General features: G+C 52.2%; 21 protein-coding genes and 2 tRNA genes. 4 read left to right on the forward strand and 19 right to left on the reverse strand.

The annotated features are described in order from the left end of the window. Window positions 1-138 precede the first annotated feature (138 nt). The 7 genes from DXA93_RS04610 to DXA93_RS04640 form a co-directional block, all read right to left on the reverse strand. Window positions 139-549: an ATP-binding protein gene (locus tag DXA93_RS04610; protein ID WP_119207789.1), complete on the reverse strand. Its 411-nt coding sequence runs from the start codon at window positions 547-549 to the stop codon at window positions 139-141. Next, entirely contained in the window at window positions 546-797 is a 252-nt protein-coding gene (locus DXA93_RS04615; RefSeq protein WP_022462118.1) for a hypothetical protein, read from the reverse strand. Before DXA93_RS04615 ends, DXA93_RS04610 begins: the two co-directional genes overlap by 4 nt. Window positions 798-809: 12 nt before the next feature. Further along, window positions 810-1391, reverse strand: coding sequence for a xanthine phosphoribosyltransferase (locus tag DXA93_RS04620; RefSeq protein ID WP_055218716.1), 582 nt, complete (start codon window positions 1389-1391; stop codon window positions 810-812). 127 nt (window positions 1392-1518) lie between these two features. After that, window positions 1519-2106, reverse strand: a complete 588-nt coding sequence (locus DXA93_RS04625; protein ID WP_119207790.1) for a nucleotidyltransferase family protein — start codon at window positions 2104-2106, stop codon at window positions 1519-1521. Next, the gene (locus DXA93_RS04630; protein ID WP_082424482.1) at window positions 2097-4436 is read right to left on the reverse strand and encodes a xanthine dehydrogenase family protein molybdopterin-binding subunit; all 2340 of its coding nucleotides are present in this window, start codon (window positions 4434-4436) and stop codon (window positions 2097-2099) included. Before DXA93_RS04630 ends, DXA93_RS04625 begins: the two co-directional genes overlap by 10 nt. Next, complete coding sequence (locus DXA93_RS04635; RefSeq protein WP_022462114.1) at window positions 4433-4903, reverse strand: (2Fe-2S)-binding protein; 471 nt, start codon at window positions 4901-4903, stop codon at window positions 4433-4435. Before DXA93_RS04635 ends, DXA93_RS04630 begins: the two co-directional genes overlap by 4 nt. Next, on the reverse strand, window positions 4903-5712 hold the full coding sequence (locus DXA93_RS04640; RefSeq protein WP_117813693.1) for an FAD binding domain-containing protein: 810 nt from the start codon (window positions 5710-5712) through the stop codon (window positions 4903-4905). Before DXA93_RS04640 ends, DXA93_RS04635 begins: the two co-directional genes overlap by 1 nt. Window positions 5713-5892: 180 nt before the next feature. Here DXA93_RS04640 and DXA93_RS04645 point away from each other — a divergent pair. Both DXA93_RS04645 and DXA93_RS04650 read left to right on the forward strand, forming a co-directional pair. Further along, window positions 5893-5974: transfer RNA gene (locus tag DXA93_RS04645), tRNA-Tyr, on the forward strand. A gap of 3 nt (window positions 5975-5977) precedes the next feature. After that, window positions 5978-6063 (forward strand) — tRNA-Leu (locus DXA93_RS04650). A gap of 126 nt (window positions 6064-6189) precedes the next feature. Here the strand turns inward: DXA93_RS04650 and DXA93_RS04655 are convergent. The 11 genes from DXA93_RS04655 to DXA93_RS04705 all read right to left on the reverse strand — a co-directional run bounded on the left by DXA93_RS04655 (window position 6190) and on the right by DXA93_RS04705 (window position 17043). Next, window positions 6190-8280 (reverse strand): glycoside hydrolase family 13 protein, encoded by a 2091-nt coding sequence (locus DXA93_RS04655; RefSeq protein WP_117813691.1) that lies wholly within the window; start codon window positions 8278-8280, stop codon window positions 6190-6192. 417 nt (window positions 8281-8697) lie between these two features. After that, window positions 8698-10560: an ATP-dependent zinc metalloprotease FtsH gene (gene ftsH / locus DXA93_RS04660; RefSeq protein ID WP_119207791.1), complete on the reverse strand. Its 1863-nt coding sequence runs from the start codon at window positions 10558-10560 to the stop codon at window positions 8698-8700. Between the two features lie 9 nt (window positions 10561-10569). Continuing rightward, window positions 10570-11106 (reverse strand): hypoxanthine phosphoribosyltransferase, encoded by a 537-nt coding sequence (hpt, locus tag DXA93_RS04665; RefSeq protein ID WP_022462110.1) that lies wholly within the window; start codon window positions 11104-11106, stop codon window positions 10570-10572. Then, entirely contained in the window at window positions 11103-12524 is a 1422-nt protein-coding gene (tilS, locus tag DXA93_RS04670) for a tRNA lysidine(34) synthetase TilS (RefSeq protein WP_119207792.1), read from the reverse strand. Before tilS ends, hpt begins: the two co-directional genes overlap by 4 nt. A 15-nt stretch (window positions 12525-12539) precedes the next feature. Next, window positions 12540-14021: a SpoIIE family protein phosphatase gene (locus tag DXA93_RS04675; protein ID WP_119207793.1), complete on the reverse strand. Its 1482-nt coding sequence runs from the start codon at window positions 14019-14021 to the stop codon at window positions 12540-12542. Window positions 14022-14095: 74 nt separating this feature from the next. Next, window positions 14096-14425, reverse strand: a complete 330-nt coding sequence (locus tag DXA93_RS04680) for an FtsB family cell division protein (protein WP_022462107.1) — start codon at window positions 14423-14425, stop codon at window positions 14096-14098. 100 nt (window positions 14426-14525) lie between these two features. Continuing rightward, window positions 14526-14933 carry a spore cortex biosynthesis protein YabQ gene (gene yabQ / locus DXA93_RS04685; RefSeq protein WP_022462106.1) on the reverse strand — a complete coding sequence of 136 codons (408 nt, stop codon included), beginning with the start codon at window positions 14931-14933 and terminating at the stop codon, window positions 14526-14528. A gap of 2 nt (window positions 14934-14935) precedes the next feature. Beyond that, complete coding sequence (yabP, locus tag DXA93_RS04690; protein WP_330410109.1) at window positions 14936-15214, reverse strand: sporulation protein YabP; 279 nt, start codon at window positions 15212-15214, stop codon at window positions 14936-14938. 87 nt (window positions 15215-15301) lie between these two features. Beyond that, window positions 15302-15541 (reverse strand): RNA-binding S4 domain-containing protein, encoded by a 240-nt coding sequence (locus DXA93_RS04695; RefSeq protein ID WP_022462104.1) that lies wholly within the window; start codon window positions 15539-15541, stop codon window positions 15302-15304. 10 nt (window positions 15542-15551) lie between these two features. Next, entirely contained in the window at window positions 15552-15824 is a 273-nt protein-coding gene (locus tag DXA93_RS04700; RefSeq protein WP_022462103.1) for an HU family DNA-binding protein, read from the reverse strand. Window positions 15825-16065: 241 nt separating this feature from the next. Next, entirely contained in the window at window positions 16066-17043 is a 978-nt protein-coding gene (locus tag DXA93_RS04705) for a phosphotransferase (protein WP_117509466.1), read from the reverse strand. Window positions 17044-17311: 268 nt separating this feature from the next. Between DXA93_RS04705 and DXA93_RS04710 the strand changes: the two genes are divergently transcribed. Further along, a complete protein-coding gene (locus DXA93_RS04710; protein WP_330426893.1) occupies window positions 17312-18217 on the forward strand; it encodes a glycoside hydrolase family 20 zincin-like fold domain-containing protein in 906 nt (301 codons plus the stop codon). Beyond that, complete coding sequence (locus DXA93_RS04715) at window positions 18214-19155, forward strand: hypothetical protein (protein ID WP_119198189.1); 942 nt, start codon at window positions 18214-18216, stop codon at window positions 19153-19155. Before DXA93_RS04710 ends, DXA93_RS04715 begins: the two co-directional genes overlap by 4 nt. A 72-nt stretch (window positions 19156-19227) precedes the next feature. Here DXA93_RS04715 and DXA93_RS04720 read toward each other — a convergent pair whose 3' ends face one another. Beyond that, on the reverse strand, window positions 19228-20556 hold the full coding sequence (locus tag DXA93_RS04720) for a CCA tRNA nucleotidyltransferase (protein WP_243109150.1): 1329 nt from the start codon (window positions 20554-20556) through the stop codon (window positions 19228-19230). Window positions 20557-20639: the final 83 nt, after the last annotated feature.

Consider the following 20639-nt stretch of genomic DNA (forward strand, 5'->3'; position numbering starts at 1 on the left):
TGCTTTTTTGTGTGTCTGCCTTTCCTGCCCTGCCGTCATTTTTCCGTTTTTCCGGAATTTTGTTTCTTTCATCCTTTTGCCGGAAAGACTGCTTTAAAACAGATGCCATCTCGTGTCCGCTCTGCGGTGATTTTTCCCTTATGTGCCTTTACAATTGCAGCAGCCACGGAAAGGCCGATTCCATAGCCGCCGCTTTCCCCTGGCCCGCGACGCATCCGCACGGTAGAAGCGGCCAAAGAGGCGGTTGAGATCACCTTTCGGCAGGGTATCGCAGGTATTCTGCACCGAAAATTCTGCTTTTTTGCCGTTTCTTCGCCAGAAAATGTGGATTTTTCCACCATCCGGAGTGTATTTAACGGCGTTATCCACAAGAAGAGAAACGAGCTGGTGAATTCTTGCGGCATCCCCTTCCATATGGAGTTCTTCTGCAATATCGCTCTGCAGTGCGATCCTGCCCGGAGGGCTTTTTGAATTTACAGAAAAATTCAAAAACATCCGGCCGGCACTTTTGCATGGGTGCTCGCAGCCGGATGTTCGGTTTGCATTCATTTTCTTTTTTTCTCTGCCCGTCTCCGCAGCAGCTCTTTTGCGCCTGCGTACAACAGAAAATATACCGTCAGAATCATGACAACTACAATCCTGTTATCTTTCAGGCTGAAAAAAGAGGTCACATTGACTGCCGCCAGAAACAGCAGCAGTGACACACTGAGATCAATTTTTTCTTTTCTGTCGGCCAGCACCATTCCTGCGGCCGCCAGAACCAGAAGAACGGCAATTCTTGCAATCAGATTTGCCATTTTGACGCCTCCTTACTGTTTCCGGAAGGTAATTTCCCCGGTTTTATCATCCATACCATCGACGATGGCAAGAGATTCCAGATGAATGCCGCGGTCACGCAGCAGTTTTCCTCCGATCTGGAACCCTTTTTCGATGACAACGCCTGCTCCTACGAGCTCTGCACCGGAATCCTGTACCAGGGTTGCCAGTCCTTCCAGCGCTTTTCCGTTTGCCAGGAAATCATCGATCAGGAGAACTTTGTCTCCTTTTCCCAGAAATTCTTTGGAAACAATGATATCATAAACTCTTCCATGGGTGAAAGATTCTACTTTTGTGGTATAAACATCTCCGGCGATATTTTTGGTCTGTGTTTTCTTTGCAAACACAACCGGAACATTAAAAATTTCAGCCACAACACAGGCAATTCCGATTCCAGATGCCTCGATGGTCAGGATTTTCGTGATCTCCTCTCCCGCAAAACGACGCTGAAACTCTTTTCCGATTTCCCGGAACAGATTGACGTCCATCTGATGATTTAAAAAGCTGTCCACCTTCAGGACATTTCCCTCGCGTACTTTTCCGTCTTTGCGGATTCTGTCTTCCAATAACTGCATTTTTTTGAAGCCTCCCGAATTTTTATTATACCCATTGTACTTACTTCTCACTGGAAATGCAAGTCCAAATCCATCAAATTTCGCACTGTCTCAAATTTTATTCATGGCAGCCGCCGGTGTCTCTGCATCAGAGATCCTCTTTCCGGTCCAGATCCTTTAATTCCCACGCGGCTTCGACCCGGAACGGAATTACCGATTCCCAGTGCCGTTTCAGCACCTTTTTTCCACCGCGGTCGCCGGAAAGTTCTTTTAGTTCTGAAAAATAAGGTTTTGAGAACCACGCCGGATTGCCGCTCTCGCCGCCGCAGAAAACGCAGCCAAGTGGAGCCTTCTGCATCTCCATGGATTCCAGAAAGCGCTCCGCCGTCTCTTCCTTCATGTACGGCTGATCCGCCACAAAACACGCACAGGCATCGGCATTTTGCTTCTCCGCCGCCTCGATTCCCGCGCGGATTGTATAGGAAATTCCTTTTTCGCTGTCCGGCGAAAACACCGTCTGCAGACGCCCGGCTTTTACCAGCGGCGCAAGCTCCTCCAGAATCCTTTCATACTGCGTCACAACCAGCAGTTCCCAGTTCTCATGCCTTCCGGCAATTTGGGCCAGCCGGTCCAGCAGATGGCGGTACACCGCCTTTCCATCCAGCGGATAGAGCAACTTATTTTCCCCGAACCGTCTGCTGTTCCCGGCTGCCAGATAAAGTATCGTTACTCGCATTCTTTTTCCGCAATTCCCATTGCAATCTGCTCGCTCGTGATCGGCAGTTCGCGGAACCACAGACCCGTCGCATTGTAGATTGCATGTGCCAGCGCCGGAGCCGGTGTGTTGATGACGATCTCGCCGATCGATTTTGCACCGAACGGACCGGTCGGCTCGTAGCTGCTCCGAAACTCGACGCGCAGCTTGCCCATATCGAGGCGGGTCGGCACTTTATACTGCATAAACGAATTATTGATCATCTGACCCTTGTCCGTGTACTGGATATTTTCAAACAGCGTCATGCCGATGCCCTGCACCAGACCGCCCTCGACCTGTACGCGCGCAAGGTTCGGGTTGATGACGGTTCCGCAGTCGACAACGGCGGCATAATCGAGAATCCTGACCTCGCCGGTCTCTTTATCCAGCTCGATCTCGACCGCACCAGCCATATAAGGCGGCGGCGATACCGGAGAGCAGTTGCTTTCCGTCGCTTCCAGCGCGATGCCGTTATTGCACATGGCCGCTGTTGCGATTTCTTCCATCGTCATGCTGCTTCCGCTCTTTTCATGCACGACGCCGGTACCGGTAAATTCTGTCTCATCTTCCGGCACGTTCATCCGCTCTGCCGCCAGGGCACAGATTCGTTTCCGAAGCGTCATGCAGGCTTTTTCCACCGCTTTTCCGGTAATATACGTCGTACTCGATGCATAGGAACCGGAGTCATACGGGGACGTATCGGTATCTGCGCCGACAACAGTAATGTCATCCACATCACACTCCAGACACTCTGCCGCCATCTGGGACAGAATCGTATCGCAGCCGGTTCCCATATCGGCCGCTGCGATCAGCATCGTATAACCGCCGTCGTCGTTGACTTTGATCGTTGCCGATCCGACATCGAGATTGGAAATACAGGAGCCCTGCATCGCCATCGCAATGCCGACGCTGCGCACCTTTCCATTTCCCATATCACGGCACGGATATTTCTCATCCCAGCCGATCATCTCTTTCGCACGCTCCACGCACTGGTCAAGCGCACAGCTGTTTGCCGTTTCGCCATAGTAAGCCGGCATGAACTGTCCCTCACGGACCATGTTCTGCTCCCGGATCCGGATCGGATCGATGCCAAGACGCGCTGCCATCTCACTGACAGCAGATTCTACGGCAAAGATACCCTGCGTCGCACCGTATCCGCGGTAAGCACCGGCTGACATTACGTTGGAATACACAACATCATACGCAAACCGGTAAGCCTCAAGAGATCCATACATCGGAATCGATTTGTGGCCGGAAAGGCCGACCGTTGTCGGTCCATGCTCGCCGTATGCACCCGTGTTGGAAAGTGTATACAGATCGATCGCACGGATTCTTCCGTCCTTCATCGCACCGAGGCGGATCGTTACTTCCATCTCATGGCGCGGTGTGGATGCTGTCTGGGACTCTTCCCTCGTAAAGATCATTTTCGACGGTTTTCCGGTTTTCCAGGTTACAAACGCCGGGAAAATTTCGGCAACCACCGTCTGCTTCGCTCCGAATCCGCCGCCGATTCTCGGCTTGGAAACACGGATCTTCGATTTCGGAATGCCGAGTGCATTGGACAGAATGCGGCGCGCATGGTAAACGATCTGGGTCGAGCTCAGCACATTCAGCCGTCCGTAGGTATCCATAAAGCAGTATGTCCGGAACGTCTCCATCATCGCCTGCTGGGCTGCGCGTACATGATACGTATGCTCTACGACCTCATCGCACTCTGCGAGCACGGCTTCCACATCTCCGTTGTGATCTTCCGCACTTGCACAGAGATTTCTCTGATTGTCCGCACCGACCGGACAGAGCGATTTCCAGCTTTCCTCCGGATGCACCAGCAGTTCATTATCCTTGGACTGATGAAAATCCAGAATGGCCGGAAGCACTTCGTACTCTACTTTCAAGAGCTTCCGCGCACGGTCCACGCATTTTTCATCTTTTCCGGCAATAATCGCCACCGGATCTCCCACGTAGCGCACATGCTGATCGAGAATCAGACGGTCATACGGGCTTGGTTCCGGGTAGGTCTGTCCTGCCATTGTAAAACGCTGTTTCGGCACATCCTCCCAGGTATAAATCGCCTCAATGCCCGGAACACGCTCTGCTGCCGTCTTTTTCACGGATTTTACGATTGCATTGGCATGCGGACTCCGCAGTACCTTGACAATCAGACAATCCTTCGGCGCCAGATCATCTACATAAACCGGCTTTCCGGTTACCAGCGCGAGGGCATCCTTTTTGATCACCGGCTTATTCACACTGCAGAGCTGATCGGTTCTTCCCGACCAGTCCGGTTCATAGATATGATTTTCTCTGCTCATGACGCACCTCCCTGCTGCTTTTTCCAGGCAAGGAAATTCAAAATTCCCCGAAGCTGTCCTTCATATCCGGAACAGCGGCAGAGATTTCCCGCCAGATATTCTTTAATTTCTTCCTCACTCGGATCCGGATTTTCCCGGAACAGCGCAATCGCATTCATAATCATCCCCGGATTGCAGAACCCGCACTGCTCGGCGCCCTGCCCGGCAATAAAGGAACCAAATTCTTCTGCTTCCTCCTGCAGGCCTTCCAGCGTATCCACCTTACATCCATTCGCCCGCGCCGCAAGCACCGAACACGACAGCACCGGTTTTCCCTCCAGAAAAACCGTACACAGCCCGCAGTTCGACGTCTCACAGCCGCGCTTCACACTGTAGCATCCCTGGCTTCTCACAAAATCGATCAGGAGCATGTCTGCATCAATTTCCGCTTCCGTCTTCTTTCCATTTAAGATCATCGAAATCTTCATCACTGCTCCTCCTTCTTCTGAATTTCTTCCATACATCTGCGCAGCAGCACCCGTCCCAGATGATGACGATACCCTGCACTTCCGCGCATATTACTGCCATATGTAAACTGATCAGAAATCTCCGAAGCCGCCGCCTTCAGCTCCTCCGCAGATGCCTTTCCAGCCGCCAGCTTTTCCGCCAGCTCCGCCGGAAGCTCTACACGTGCCGCCTTCGCCGGTCTTGCCCCAAGCACCGCACATCCTTTTCCGTCTTCCACCCGCACCGCACACGTCAGCACCGGGAAATCCGTTCTGGAATTTCGATGACTCTGATAAACCGTAACACCCTCATGCTTCTTCACAATCAGCCTTACCAGCACATCCCTGTCTCTCTTTGAACAGGCAAACTCCGCCAGCGGCATCCGTCCCGCATGAACCAGCTCCACCTCCGTATCCAGCGCCAGAAACAGCGTCAGCACATCCGAAAATCCAAATCTGCCGAAAATACTGCCTCCCACCGTAGCCAGATTCCGGAACTGCACCCCGACAATACTCCGCACACTCTCCCGTGCCGCACCGTCGGTATAAGCATTCAGCCCCTCATGCTCCTCCATCTGCCGCAGCGTCACCATACATCCAATCGAAAACTCCTCCTCGGACTCTTCAATCTGATCCAGTCCCAGCCCGGACAAATCAATCGCCGTCTGCACCTGCCTCTGCCCCATCTTCGTCCAGAGCATCCCACCCAGGATACAGGCGCTTCTCTTCTGATTCAGCTCATACGCCTCCTCCAGCGACCCCACCCGGACATAATCCTTAATCTTAATCATACTTACCCTATATCCTCCATTTTTACTCAATATAGAAGCCCATATATTTGATATTATACCCGACCTGCTCCCCCCTTTCAACTTTTTTCTATTTTTTTCAAAAAAACCCTTGCATTTTCCCTCCACATCCAGTATAATCATTCAATGTCGGAAGTCATTCTGACACAAAACAAAATACATGGACGGATTCCCGAGTGGCCAAAGGGGACAGACTGTAAATCTGCTGCAAATTGCTTCGATGGTTCGAATCCATCTCCGTCCATATGCCGCAGTGGCGGAACTGGCAGACGCCCGGGACTTAAAATCCCGTGGGTAGTGATACCCGTACCGGTTCGATCCCGGTTTGCGGCACGATTAAGAGCTCTGATTCATACGAATCGGAGCTCTTTTTCCATTTCTATTTTTCAATCTCCCGTCCCCACTACCAGCCTCGCCGCCGCCCGTTCGGTCTTGCGTGATGCGGCGGCGAGGCGTCCGTCACTCCTCGCATCTATGCAGTACCACTCCCGATAACGGCAGCAAATCCATCTCCAGTATGCCCGCCGGTGCCTCGATTTCTTTCTCCTCCGAAGAAAATCCCACCGCATCCGTCGCAAACACCTGCGTCAGCTTCGCCACCGAACTCCGGTTAATCCCGGTAAGCCACACCGGAATCTCCACATGCACCCTCTCATTCCGGTTATTAATTATCACAATCACCTGCTCCTCCTGATTAAACCGTCCATAAGAAAGCACATTATAATCATGGTACAAAAATTTCAGCGATCCCATCGCCAGCACCGGAAATCTCCGATGCACCGCAATCATTTCTTTATAGAATCGGATCAGCTCCTGATCCTCCTGTCCCCAGGGATACGTCCTCCGGTTATCCGGATCCGTAAACCCAACCTGGCCGGCCTCATCCCCATAATACAGCGTCGGCGCCCCCGGCCACGTCATCTGAATCACAACCGCCTCGCGCAGCACCGCCTTATTCGTATTCTCCGCAGCCGCATACGGCCCAACATTCGCCACACGCCCCACACGATGATTCGTTCTCGTGAGGAACCGCGAATGATCATGATTATCCAGCTCATTCATCGCCGTATACAGCGAAGGCGCATAAAACGCCGGCATATGATACGTCATCGCCCCGATAAAACTCTCACTGTTTCCGAGAAGCCCCTGGTTAAACTCATCACTGTGCTTCTCCATACCCGTGAGGAACCAGGAAACCGGCTCCATAAACGCATCATAGTTCATCACCGTATCCCACTCGTCGCCCTGCAGCCAGCTCATCGCATCGCCGTAGTGCTCCGCCAGAATAATCGCCTCCGGATTCGCCTCCTTCACAACGCGCCGGAACTCCTTCCAGAACTTGTGGTTAAACTCCGGGCTGTGTCCTAAGTCTGCGGCCACATCCAGCCGCCAGCCGTCCGCATTAAACGGCGGAGAAACCCACTTCGCGCCGATGCGCATAATATCCTCCATCAGCTTCTCCGAACCCTCGTAGTTCAGCTTCGGCAGCGTATCATGGCCCCACCAGCCGTCATAAAACTCATTGTACGGCCAGTTATGCTCATTATAAAACTTAAAAAACGTGTGATACGGACTGTCCTGCGCCACATACGCGCCCGGCTCATAGCCCTTTCCGGCCTCATAAATCCGCTCGCGGTCCAGCCACTTGTTAAACGAACCACAGTGGTTGAAAACGCCGTCCAGAATCACCTTCATGCCGCGCTTGTGCGCCTCCTCCACCAGGTGGATAAACAGTTCATTGCTCGCCTCCAGGTTCGCCTTGTTCGTCACACGGTCAATATACCGCGTTGCCCGCGTATTGTCCTTGTCGCCCGGCCAGAGCAGATCGCCTTCGTCGGAGACAATCTTTCCGAAATGCGGATCAATATAGTCATAATCCTGAATATCATACTTATGGTTCGACGGCGAAACAAACACCGGATTCAGATAAATGACCTGCACACCGAGATCCTGCAGATAATCCATCTTGTCAATGACGCCCTGCAGATCGCCGCCGTAGAAATTGCGGACATCCATCTGCTCCGGGAAGCGGTTCCAGTCATCCACCTTGTTGACCTGCTCACCGATGTAGCTGTACTCTCCCGTCAGCACATCGTTGGACGGATCTCCGTTGCAGAAGCGGTCCACAAAAATCTGATACATGACAGCGCCCTTCGCCCAGTCCGGCGTATGGAAGCCCGGGATAATGCCGAAAGAGTACATCTCCTGCAGCTCTCTTGTGACACCGAGCTTGTTGTAATAACAGACCACGCGGCCTGCCTGAATCTCAAAAAAATAGCGGATCGGCTCATTTCCGACCGGAATCTCGATCTCGTAATAATCAAAACCGTTCCGGACCAAACCGACCTGCATCTGTGCACGGGTGGAACCGCTGATGAAATAAACCGCATCTACATTATTTTTCAGGGTACGGAACCGGATCTTCACCGTGTCGCCCGGGTTCGGCTCAAACGGAATCTGATACTGCGGGGATTCATCGCTGTAGAGCGCATGCTTGTTGAACATCGCCCGCATCTGTGACATATACTGCTGCATTCTTGTTTTATCCATGAACTAACGCCTCTGTCTTTCTCAATCATTCATTCCTTATATTTTACCCCACACTGCCATGTAATACAACCTTTTTCTGAACACATGTAACGATTGTGTTTATTGGATTTTTATATAGTAAAAGAGCCAGCGGGGTACGCTGGCTCTTTTGGAGAAGGTATTTCTCTTATGGGGTGTAGCAAAAACTATATAATGTATTGGGGGGTTTTTACAGTTATTATAGTACCATACGTCCCTCGAAAAGTCTGCACAAATCGCGATTTTTTTTCATTTGATTCTTATTCAAAATAACGATGAATTTTTCCGGCGTTTCGGATTTTCTGTTTTAATTTGCACAAACGCCCGTAAAATCGCAGAAAAAAACCTGCAAAAAACTTTTTTGTTTTCTGCAGGTTTTCTATTGCAAATAAAAAGATATCAGATTTCTCCAGAAACTTCCGGTGCTGTTCCTGTCATCTGTGCTTCCTGCTCAAAAATGGCTTCGAATTCAGCACGGCTCAGCTTCTCTTTTTCCATCAGCTGCTTTGCACACTCATGCAGCACATAGGAATGCTCCAGAATAATCTGTTTCGCCTGATCGTGGCATTTCTCGATCATCTGGCGGACTTCCTCGTCGATGGCTGCGGCTACATTCTCGCTGTAGCTCTTCGTATGGCCCCAGTCGCGGCCGATGAAGACCTCATCCGAGTCGGAATCGTAAGCGACAAGACCAAGGTTCTCAGACATACCGTACTTCGTAATCATGGAACGCGCGGTAGCCGTCGCCTGTTTGATATCCTGGGATGCGCCCGTTGTGATATCGTCGAAGATCAGCTCCTCTGCCACACGGCCGCCGAGGCATACGGTGATGTACTGCATCATTTTGCCTCTCGTCTGGAACATATCGTCATTCTCCGGCTGCGGCATCGTGTAGCCCGCTGCGCCAGGACCTGTCGGGATAATGGAGATCGTATAGACCGCCTCCATATCCGGCAGCATATGGAACAGGATCGCATGGCCTGTCTCATGGTATGCGGTGATCCGTTTTTCTTTATCCGAAATGACTTTACTGCGCTTCTCCGCACCGATGCCCACTTTGATGAAAGCAGACTTGATATCGGCCTGGCGCACAAATCTTCTGCGGTCCTTTGCCGCCATGATTGCTGCCTCGTTCAGCAGGTTCTCCAGCTCTGCGCCGGTGAAGCCTGAGGTCGTCTGCGCGATCTGTTTCAGATCCACATCCTCGGCCAGCGGTTTGTTCTTTGCATGGACTTTCAGGATTTCCTCACGGCCCATGACATCCGGCGGTCCTACAACCACGCGGCGGTCAAAACGGCCCGGACGGAGAATCGCCGGATCCAGGATATCGACACGGTTCGTCGCTGCCATCACGATGATGCCCTCATTGACGCCGAAACCATCCATCTCAACGAGAAGCTGGTTTAATGTCTGCTCTCTCTCATCGTGGCCGCCGCCCATACCGGTGCCTCTTCGTCTTGCCACGGCGTCGATCTCATCGATGAAGATGATGCACGGCGCATGTTTTTTTCCTTCCTCAAACAGGTCGCGGACACGGGAAGCGCCGACGCCGACGAACATTTCCACGAAATCGGATCCGGAAATGCTGAAGAACGGCACGCCTGCCTCTCCTGCAACAGCTTTCGCCAGAAGGGTTTTACCGGTTCCAGGAGGGCCCACAAGAAGAACTCCTTTCGGGATTCTCGCGCCGACCTGTGTATATTTCTCCGGTGCTTTCAGGAAATCGACCACCTCAACGAGGTCTTCTTTTTCCTCTTTTAAGCCCGCAACATCGCGGAACAGGACTTTTTTGTCTTTGTCGGTGGACATATGGGCGTTGCTTTTTCCAAAATTCATCATTTTGTTTCCGCCGCCTCCACCGCCGCCCATGGAGCGGTTCATCATCGACATGCCGAAAAGAAGGATCATACCGAGCAGCAGGGCCGGCAGGACGGACGTCATGAAAATGCTGTCTCTCTGGACATTCTGTACGGTGTACGTTACATCAGCATCCTCCAGAAGGCTGATAGCTGCGTTTACGTCGGTCACATTGACCGTATAACTGTCACCGCCCTGCTCCTGTACCACGACGGAGCCGGTCGGCACTTCTTTGTTCTGGACAATCTGCGCGGATGTCACTTTGCCGTCTTTTACGGCGGTTTCAAATTTCTGCTGACTTGGACTGCTGCCTGCGCTGATTTTTCCGGTGATATAGAACATGGCAAGCACGATAATCACCATAAACGCCGCGTAGAGTCCAAATCCACTGCGCTGTCTGTTCATATTTGCTTTTTACTCCTCGTCTTCGTGAAACTCCACTACTCCGATGTATGGAAGATTCCGATATTTCTGTGCGTAATCCAGACCGTAGCCTACGACGAACTCGTCCGGGATATTAAAGCAGGTATAATCTACTTTGACATCGCGCACTCTGCGCTCCGGCTTGTCGAGCAGAGTACACAGGTGTACGGATTTCGGATTTCTCTTTTTCAGGATGTCGATCAGATAGTAAAGCGTTCTTCCGGAATCGATGATATCCTCCACGATCAGAACGTCTTTTCCTTCCAGCGGCTGATCCAGGTCTTTTACAATACGGACAACTCCGCTGGACTTGGTGTCATCGCCGTAACTTGATACGGACATAAAGTCAAGGCTTACCGGCACTGTGATGCGTTTTGCCAGCTCGCACATAAAGAATACGCCGCCTTTTAAAACGCAGATCAGGTGCACTTCCTTTCCTGCGTAATCGCGGTTGATCTGGTCTGCTACTTCTTTAATTCGTCTGTCTACTTCTTCTTCGCTTAATAATACTCTGATTGTCTCTTTCATCTGTTTTCCTCCTTACCAACGCCAATCTGTATCTGCAGAACTGCTTTCGTGTCTTCCCCGACACGGCCGCTCTCTCCTCTGCGATACCCCACGACCCACCAGATCTCCGGTCCGTCGGCGAGCAGCAGAATGGAATCCCGCTCCTCTTTCGGTATCTTGGCATCAATCATATAATCTTTTAGTTTCTTTTTCCCGCCTTTTGCGGTTACTCTCAGATAATCTCCGCTTCTTCTCGTGCGGAGGACAAGACCGTCTTTTATTTTATCACAGTCAAAGCATTTCGTATACTTTTTTTCTTCAATTCTTTCGGGAAAAACCGATGTTTTTTTCACAATCGTGACTGGATTTTCTGCAAATGCGAGACTTTTTTCCTCTTCCCACCCGGCCGGAACCGGAATTGGAACTTCTTCGCCGCTTTTCCTTTTCCGTTCTTCTTTTAAATGCACTCCCTGCTTTTCCAGGCGGAGCGTCTCGTATCCGCGCACGGCGGTGATTCCATACGGCAGGCAGACACTTTTTCCGACCTGCTTTTCAAAAAGTTCCCGCACAGATTCCAGATGCTCCCTGGTAAGATCCTTCCGTTTTCCCGCCAGCTGTTCCAGAACGCGCCGGATCACGTAGCGCTGCAGAAGAGGCGCTTCGCTGCTCACCGCATCACGCAGCACAACCGCATTTTTCTCTGCGGATGCATACCGCTCCATCAGCTGATCCGTCTGCTGCTCCAGATATTCCTCCGTTTCCAGCAGGTCCAGCGATGTCTGTGCCATATGCGCGGCGGCACGCGGATTGACCTCTTCGGTCAGATACGGCAGCACATGGTGGCGGATTCCGTTCCTCGTGTAAGCATCCTCTGCATTCGTGCTGTCCTCACACCAGGAACACTTACGGCTTTCCAGTTCCTGCCGGATCTCTTTTCGTCCGACGCAGAGAAGCGGACGGATCACATTCCCCCGCACGGGGCGTAAGGAGGCAAGTCCGGCCAGCGACGTTCCCCGTGCCAGGTGATGCAGCATCGTCTCCGCAACGTCATCCTGGTGATGGGCGAGCGCAATTTTCACTGCCCTCTGCTCCTTTGCGCACGCTGCAAAAACTTCCTGCCGCGCCGCGCGTCCCGCCTCCTCCGTCGAGAGATGCTTTTCTTTTGCGATCTTCTCCACGGGACAGGAATAGAGATAGAACGGAACATCATATTCCCGGCACAGATTTTCTGCAAATGCCGCATCCCGCCCGGCTTCCGCGCCGCGCAGATTATGGTTGACGTGGACAGCCAGCAGCGAAAAGCCAAGCGGCTCCTGCAGTTCCCGCAGCAGATGAAACAGGCAGACGGAATCCGCGCCGCCGGAAAGGCCGAGCAGCACGCGTTCGCCTGCCATTACCATATGATACTGTTCCATAAAGGCTCTTACTTTCTCTCGCATCCTTCGTTTTTACTCCTATTTTTTCCAGATTCTGGCGACCAGAACCGTCATATCATCCCGTGCGCGGCAGCCGCCGAGGCGCAGCACGCGTTCCAAAAGCTCCCGGGCAAATTCCCGCGGCTCGCTGTTTTTCACTTCGAGAAGAAGCTGCTTCATCTGCTCCGTCCTGTCCCCGGGCAGCGCGTCCAGCACTCCGTCCGTCATCATCACAAGGTAATCACCGTCGTACAGCTTTTTCGTTGTGGTATCAAAATCCGTCTGGGAAACGAGACCTGCGGCAAGACTGGTCGACTCCACAACCTCCACCCACGTATCCCGCCTAAGGAACGTCGGCGATGCACCTCCTTTCAAAAAGCTGCAGACGCCTGTGTAGAGATTAATCGAAGCAACATCAAACGTGGAAAACATCCCTTCCTTTGGCTGCAGCAGAAGCATCGAATTGATCATCCGTGCCGCCATGATCCGCGGGAATCCGGCGCGCAGGAACTGTTCAAACAGCTCCACCACCGTCTCGCTCTCCCTGTTTGCCTCGATCCCGGAACCCATGCCGTCCGACAGGCAGAGGACAAACTGGCCGTTTTCGCAGAGCACACTGTAATTGTCCCCGGAGATACTCTCCTGCTCCTTGGTGATGCGTCCCACGCCGTAGAGAACCTGGAATTTCACATCCTCCTGAAACAGCACCGTCTGGTATTCTCCGCTTAAGACCTGTGCCCCGTCGCGTACCGCAACCATCGGGATTCCGCACAGGGAACCGATCAGTTCCGCCGTCTGGCGAAGCGTGATCCGGCAGTGACGGCCCGCTTTGACCGTCATATAGATCTGTAAATGCTCTTTCGGCCGCTCCTGGAGCCAGATTTTCTGGACGAAAGCCCCGTTTTTCTTCATCTGGCGGCAGATTTTTTCCGAGAGCTCGTCCGGCAGACTGTTGAGGCTGTACAGATCACACGCGGCGCGGTCCATAATCCAGGCGACTTCACTTAACTGTTCTGCCACCACGCGGCGGCTCTCCGCCACACGCCCCGACCAGAGCGCCGTCTGGCGTTCCTGCTGGTAGCGGTTCCAGAACAGTTCCAGAAAGCGGGAGCCGTTCAGGCAGGAGGCGTTCCATTCGCCTTTTGCACGGCTGATCTCGTCCTCATCCCCGTCGGCGATTGTCTGAAGAAGTTCCTGGCACCGCTCGCGCGTCAGGTTTCCGTACTGCTCCCAGCACCACGACGCCTTCGCACAGCGGCTACAGACTTCCTGCTGTTCTTTTTCCAGAATCTTGTCCACCCGGCCCGTCTCCGGCATCACACTTTTTGACGGCATCTGGTAAAAGCTCTCTGCCAGAACGCGGAACGAATCGGCGTAGTGCTCCATCTGCAGTTTCTGCGGATGATTGTCATAGACGGCCGCTTCCCGGCGGCTTCTTCTGGCTTCCAAAAAAATTTTAGCCATGTCCCCTGCTGACAGCAATGCGCCGATCAGGAACATGGCAATGATCCACTCCGGCATGTTCCGCTCCTCCTCTCTTTGTTCTGGACTTCAAAGGGGACTGCGAAATCATGCCCTTTCTTTATCTGTTTTGTTTATTTCGACTGGGATTCTTTAAATAAAATCTCATTATCCTTTACCATGCCAAGTTTTTCTCTTGCCGTTTTTTCTATGTACTCATCGGTCTGCATGTATTCTTTCAAGGCGGTAATATCATCGGTGCGCTGCTTCTCCTCTTCAATCTGGCTGTCCAGACTGGAAAGACGGGATGCATTTGCATTGACCTTCTGCTGAAGGCTGATTCCCTTTACGGTAAGGACTGCAACCAGGCAGCACAGGACTACGGTAATTGAGAACTCTGTTGTACGGCTCTTCTTTCTGACTTTTTTCTTTCGGCCAGAATTCTTTTCTTCCCTTTCTTTCATTCTTTTCTTTACCCTTGCTTTCTATTTTCCAACCGTCTGCAGCCAAACTATCTGTTGTTTTTCGTCCGCAGACTTGTTTCTTTTGTTCTTACATGTGTAGTTACATCTTACCGTTCTTCCCATGAAATTTCAACCTTTTTCTCCGTTTTTTCATACTTTTTACCAGCCATTTTCCTGGAAAAGCGAGGATTCGCCCTGCTTTTTTGATTCCCTTTGCCAGAAGTTCCGGAAGAAAGCGTCCAAACGATGCGTGGTACAACGCAGCGCCCCCAAGGATGCCGCCAAACAGATACCCACGGAGAATGCCGCTGTTCTCTCCGTAAATCCGTACAAACAGATACAGCGCTGCCGCAATCCAGTAGCAGAGGTCCTCTGCTGATACCGCCGCATGGCTGTGGCGGATCAGTTTCCGCGCTGTCTTGATCAGATCGTACCAGAACCCCAGGACTGCCCCCTGCCAGATGGAACAGGCGAGCAGAATCAGCTCCCGGGTGACATACGCACTCATTTTTACCGGAACAGCCGCGCAAGCGCAGACCCCTTCTTCTGCAGCGGCCCATGTTCCGTATAGACCAGGCTGTCGATGCTGCCTTCGATATCCGCCTCTCCCTTTTCCAGCTCCAGGCGGCCCACATGCAGCTCTTTTCCGCGGATGGTAAGAACACCGCAGACGGTCACGAGCAGAACTTCGTTCTCATCAAAGCTTTTCACATCCTGCACGCCGCCAAGAGAAAGTGTTTTCCGCTGTTCCAGTAAAAGGCGGTGCGCCTGTTCGTTCATCTCTCCCATGCAAAAAACCTCCATACAATGGTCTATACACCCATTATATGAAGGTTTTCTCTTTTTATTCGCTGCACATGAATCCTGCCGCACTTCTTATAAGTAGCGGTAAAGCTCCTGTGCTTCTTCTTTTTTCACGGTTTCCTGCACATTCAGCACTTCTACCCTGACGGATTTACTTCCGAACTGAATTTCCAGTACATCTCCTGCCTTGACCTGTGCGGATGCTTTTGCCGGTCTGTCGTTGACGAGGACACGGCCTGCATCACAGGCTTCATTGGCTACGGTACGCCGCTTGATCAGTCTTGATACTTTTAAAAATTTATCTAAGCGCATAGATTTTTACTTAGTTCATCATGTCCTTTAAAGCTTTTCCTGCTTTGAATTTCGGAGTTTTGGAAGCTTTGATTTCCATGGTCTCGCCAGTCTGCGGATTTCTTCCTTCTCTTGCTGCTCTTTCGGATACTTCGAAGGTACCAAAGCCTACCAGCTGAACTTTCTCACCTTTCTTTAATTCTTCAGATACTACATCGATAAATGCTTTTAAAGCAGCCTCTGCATCTTTTTTGGATAAATTTGTCTGCTCAGCCATAGCTGCAACTAATTCTGTTTTGTTCATGAGTTTTACTCCTCCTGTATCTTACATTTGTTTTTTACATGGTACGCGGGCCCGCTGATACACACGACCTGCCCTGCCGGCTGTTTTTCTTCCGGATGATCAGTCTGTTACGTTGACCGGCTTTTTCGCGTAGCTGTATATATTTATATACTAATGCGTCTCTCTTGTCAAGAAAAAAGTCCCCCATACCAGCGGTTTTATGGCGATTTCTGCCCAAAACAGACTCTTTTCCACCGCACGGTTAAAAGAAGGATCCCTTAACAAACCGCAGCCAGTCTGCCTGCTGCGCATTGAGTGTTTTTAGTTTCTCCGTATTCCGCCCGGATATCCACGATTTTCTGCTTCCGTAGTAGCGGTTTGCCAGTTTCCAGTATTTCCACGGATAGGAAAGATAGAGGCGGAGTGTCTCGATTTCCCCCTCATCGAGCGGCCGTCTGGCGCTGTAGGCGTTTAAAATCCGTTCTGCCGCGCGCTCGCTCCAGCCGTGTTTTTCCAGAATTTTCCGCATAAAATAGCCAAGATCTGCCACCTGGAGATCGAAGTTCCACTTGTCGAAATTGACCGCCGTTTCGCCTCTGCCGTTTTCCAGCAGAATATTGTGCTGGCTGAATTCCCCGTGGCAGACGGCGCCTTCTTCGTCCGCCCGCTGCCGCAGTTTTTCATAGGAAGAAGCTTTCATTTCCGCGGCCGCCCGCTCTCCCTGTTCCAGATACGGACCGGCGCTTGCCAGCAGCAGTTTTTCAAACTCATTTTTCTTCTTTTTTGTCTGCAAATACTTTCGGATCTTTCGAATTTCCACATTGTGGCGGATGCACTCCTCCACGATGGATTCCCTCCGGTATTCCATTTTCACCGGCAGATGAGCTGCCGTATGTAGCCGCGCCAGCGCGTCCGAGGCGCGGATAAGATCCTCACTGTTTCCCGTCTCACATTCCCGGCCCGGGTACCAGTTCCGCACAATGTACGTTCCTCCGTCGTCCCCGCGCGTTGCAAGCGCTCCCTCTTCGTTCCGCAGAATCTGATCGCACCGCAGGAGCCCCGACTCCGTGATGCGGCACTGTAGAAGATACCGCTGCTCCAGTTTTTCTGCCGCCGTCCCGAACTCGCTGATCAGCTTATCCCCCTGTTCGGTGTGGCACAATAAAGCGCCCCGCACCCGCATTGTGCCGGAAGCCGTAAGACCGTAATGGGACAGCACACTCAATCCATAATCATACAAGAGCCTGACTCCTTTCCCTGTTGTGATCGTTTTTGGGGTCACGATTCAATGTATGCGTATCCGCCCTGTGCCATGCATACTGGTTTCTGTTTTTTCTTTCATCCCAAAAGCAATGTTGAAAGTGTTTTCTTTTTCTCTTATTTTATTGTTTTTAATTTCACCGCATGGTAAAATATTCCAAACTTGACAGGATGAAAAACACCTGTTATGGGGTTCTCTAAAATCATTTTATTTTAAGGAGGGTTTTTATGATTTTCTTACCACAGCCATCTTCCCTTCCTACGGAGAGGGCACCTTTACAATTCACTATGACAGCCGCATTTTTCTCGATTCCGAGAGCCCGGCTGAGCTTTTTTCTGCCGCACAGCTTCTGCAGCAGGAGATTGAGACACAGACGGGATTCCGTCCTGCCATCTGCCGCCGTCATCAGCCGGTGGGATCACACCTGATCTATCTGACTGCCTCTCCGGAATTATCCCGTGAGGCTTATACCCTCGCTGTCACACCGGAAAACATCACGATCTGCGGATCTCTGGAAAGCGGCGTTCTCTACGGCGTGCAGACACTCCGTCAGATGATCCGCCAGGCAGGTGCTGTTCTTCCAACCGTCCTGATCTCCGACAAACCGGCCATGGAAAACCGCGGCTTCTACCACGATGCGACCCGCGGACGTGTTCCGACGCTTTCCTATCTGAAACAGCTTGCCGACACCTTGAGCTTCTATAAAATCAATCAGCTTCAGCTCTACATCGAGCACAGCTATCTCTTCGACGATCTGACCGAGATGTGGCGCGACGATACGCCGCTCACTGCAGAGGACATCCTCGAGCTGGACCGCTACTGCAAGGGACTTGGCATTGATCTCGTTCCGTCGCTTGCAAGCTTCGGCCATCTGTACAAGCTGCTCTGCACGAAATCGTATGCACATCTGTGCGAACTGGAAGGCTCTGCTTCGGCTCCGTTCTCCTTCTATGACCGCCAGGCGCACCATACGCTCGATATCACAAACCCGGAGAGCCTCTCCCTTGCCAAACACATTCTTTCCGAATATATGCAGCTCTTCTCCTCGAAGTATTTCAATCTCTGCGCGGATGAAACGTTTGACCTCGGAAAAGGGCTTCCCGCGCACTCGCCGAGGAAAAGGGAACCACCGTCATCTACACCGAGTTTGTGACAGAGCTTGCCAACTATATCACTGAATCCGGCCGCACGCCGATGTTCTGGAGTGATGTCATCAGCCAGGAGCCGGAAGTTTATCATCTCCTGCCGAAGAACCTGATCTGCCTCCACTGGGATTATGCGTCAAATGTTTCATCGGAGCGTCTGACCCGCCTTGCCAATTCCGGTGCCGAGCATCTGTATGTGTGCCCGGGCGTACAGGGATGGAACCAGCTCATCAACAAGTATCATGAGGCGTATGAAAACATTTCCAGAATGGCGCGCTACGGCCACGAATGCCATGCGATGGGACTTCTGAACACTGACTGGGGCGATTACGGCCACATCAATCACCCGGACTTCTCCCGCATCGGCATGATCTACGGCGCGGCGTTCTCCTGGAATGCAGACATTCTGCCGGAGGAGGAAATCAACCGCCAGATTTCCGTGCTGGAATTTGGTGATGCTTCCGGAAAACTCGTTTCCGTGCTCGATCTTCTCTGCCATCAGGATGCGTATCCGTGGCGCACTGCCGTTATGGTACAGGAAGCACTCGAACTGCATCAGGACAAAGAAGAGGCTGCCGAACTGCTCCGCTCCTGCGCGGAAGGCGATGCGGATGCAGCAAATGCTTCAATCGACGCGCTCTGCGCCGTTCTGTACGAGAAAGCCGGCACCGTCCGCCCGGAGAACCGTCCGATGATCTATGCGTACCTGCTCGCCGCAGACGGCCTGAAAGTGCTGAACCGCCTGCTGCCGTTCCTGCGCGCTTCCCTTCTTTCCGAAGGTACTCTGCCGGAGAAAGAAGACTGTTTTGCACTCGCCGGAGATCTCGAACGGTGGCTGCACAGCTATAAAGAGCTGTGGCGCACCGTCTCCAAGGAGAGCGAACTGTACCGCATTGCCCATGTGTTCTGCTGGTATGCGGATCTGCTGCGTGATCTGAACGCATAAAACCAGCAAAAAACAAAAGAGAGCCGGGGACGGATTGTTCTGTCCCCGGCTCTCTTGTTTGCCGTTTTGGCTTTACAGCAGTGTTTTTACGTACTCTGTCAGGTATTCTTTTGTATTCTTCGCCGGATCTTTCATCACTTCTTCCAGCGCCGCGTTCAGGCATTCGCCGATTTTCGGGCCTTTCGGGACACCGAGTTCCATCAGATCTTTGCCGGAAACGGCCAGCATTTTCAACGTAAAGCAGTCGCCGTTATCGAGAATTTCTCTGACGCACTCCCTTACCTTTTCGATCCGTTCCAGGGTTTTCTCCCGCTGGTACAGGCTTTTGGCCATCGTATCGGCTTCCTGCACGATCATCAGTTTTTCGAACAGCTCCGGGCCGAGTTTGTTCAGAATACGGCGGATCACCGGTTTCTCCGGAGCCATGCGGCAGTCATGCCAGCGGATCAATGCTGCGACCTGGCGGATGGTTTCGTTGTCGAATTTCAGACGGCGCAGAATCGCTTTCACCATTTTCTCCCCCGCCGGTGCGTGGCCTTTAAAATGATCGATGCCGGCCTCATCCGTTGTGCGGCACGCCGGTTTTGCAATATCGTGGAGCAGCATCGTCCAGCGCAGAATCGGATCTGCCGGAACGTGCTGCAGAGCGGCAATCGTGTGCTCACCGACATTATAGCAGTGGTGCGGATTGTTCTGCGGCGTTTTCATCAGTTCATCAAACTCCGGCAGCACAATCTTTGTAATACCCGCCTCATAGACGGCCTCCATGTACTCCGGCCGCTTCGAGATCAGCAGTTTATTCAGTTCCACACGGATCCGCTCGGCGCTGATTTTTTCAAGCGTCGGCGCGAGTGCTATGATGGCATCCAGTGTTACCGGATCAAGTTTGAAGCCGAGCTGTGCGGAAAAGCGGAGGGCGCGCAGGATCCGCAGTGCATCCTCACTGAACCGCTCGGTCGGATTTCCGACACAGCGGATGACTTTGCGCTGTAAATCCCTGATTCCATCGAACAGATCCACAAGCCCCTCTTCGTTGTTGTATGCCATCGCATTGATCGTAAAATCACGGCGGCGCAGATCCTCGGCGAGGCTGGAGGTAAAGACCACTTCTTTCGGATGGCGGCCGTCCTCATACTCTCCGTCGATGCGGTACGTCGTGACCTCGTGCGCGCCGCTTCCGGCCAGAACTGTTACCGTTCCGTGCTCCAGTCCCGTATCCACGGTGCGGTCAAAAATTTCTTTTACCTGCTGTGGGGAAGCAGAGGTTGTAATATCCCAGTCGTCCGGCTCCCGCGCAAGAATCGTATCGCGCACACAGCCTCCGACCGCGTACGCCTCGAAGCCTTTCGCATGCAGGGAATCGATTACCATATTTACGCTTGGCGGCATTTTTATCTTCAAATTTGTTATCTCCTTTTTCTAAATCTGCTTTTCCAGTATAGCAGTTTCCTTTTTTTCCCGCAAGTGTGGTTGCGGTTGTATTT

Origin of the sequence: Blautia sp. OF09-25XD (assembly GCF_003482095.1) — a bacterium.
In the GTDB taxonomy this organism is placed as follows: Bacteria; Bacillota; Clostridia; order Lachnospirales; family Lachnospiraceae; genus Fusicatenibacter; species Fusicatenibacter saccharivorans.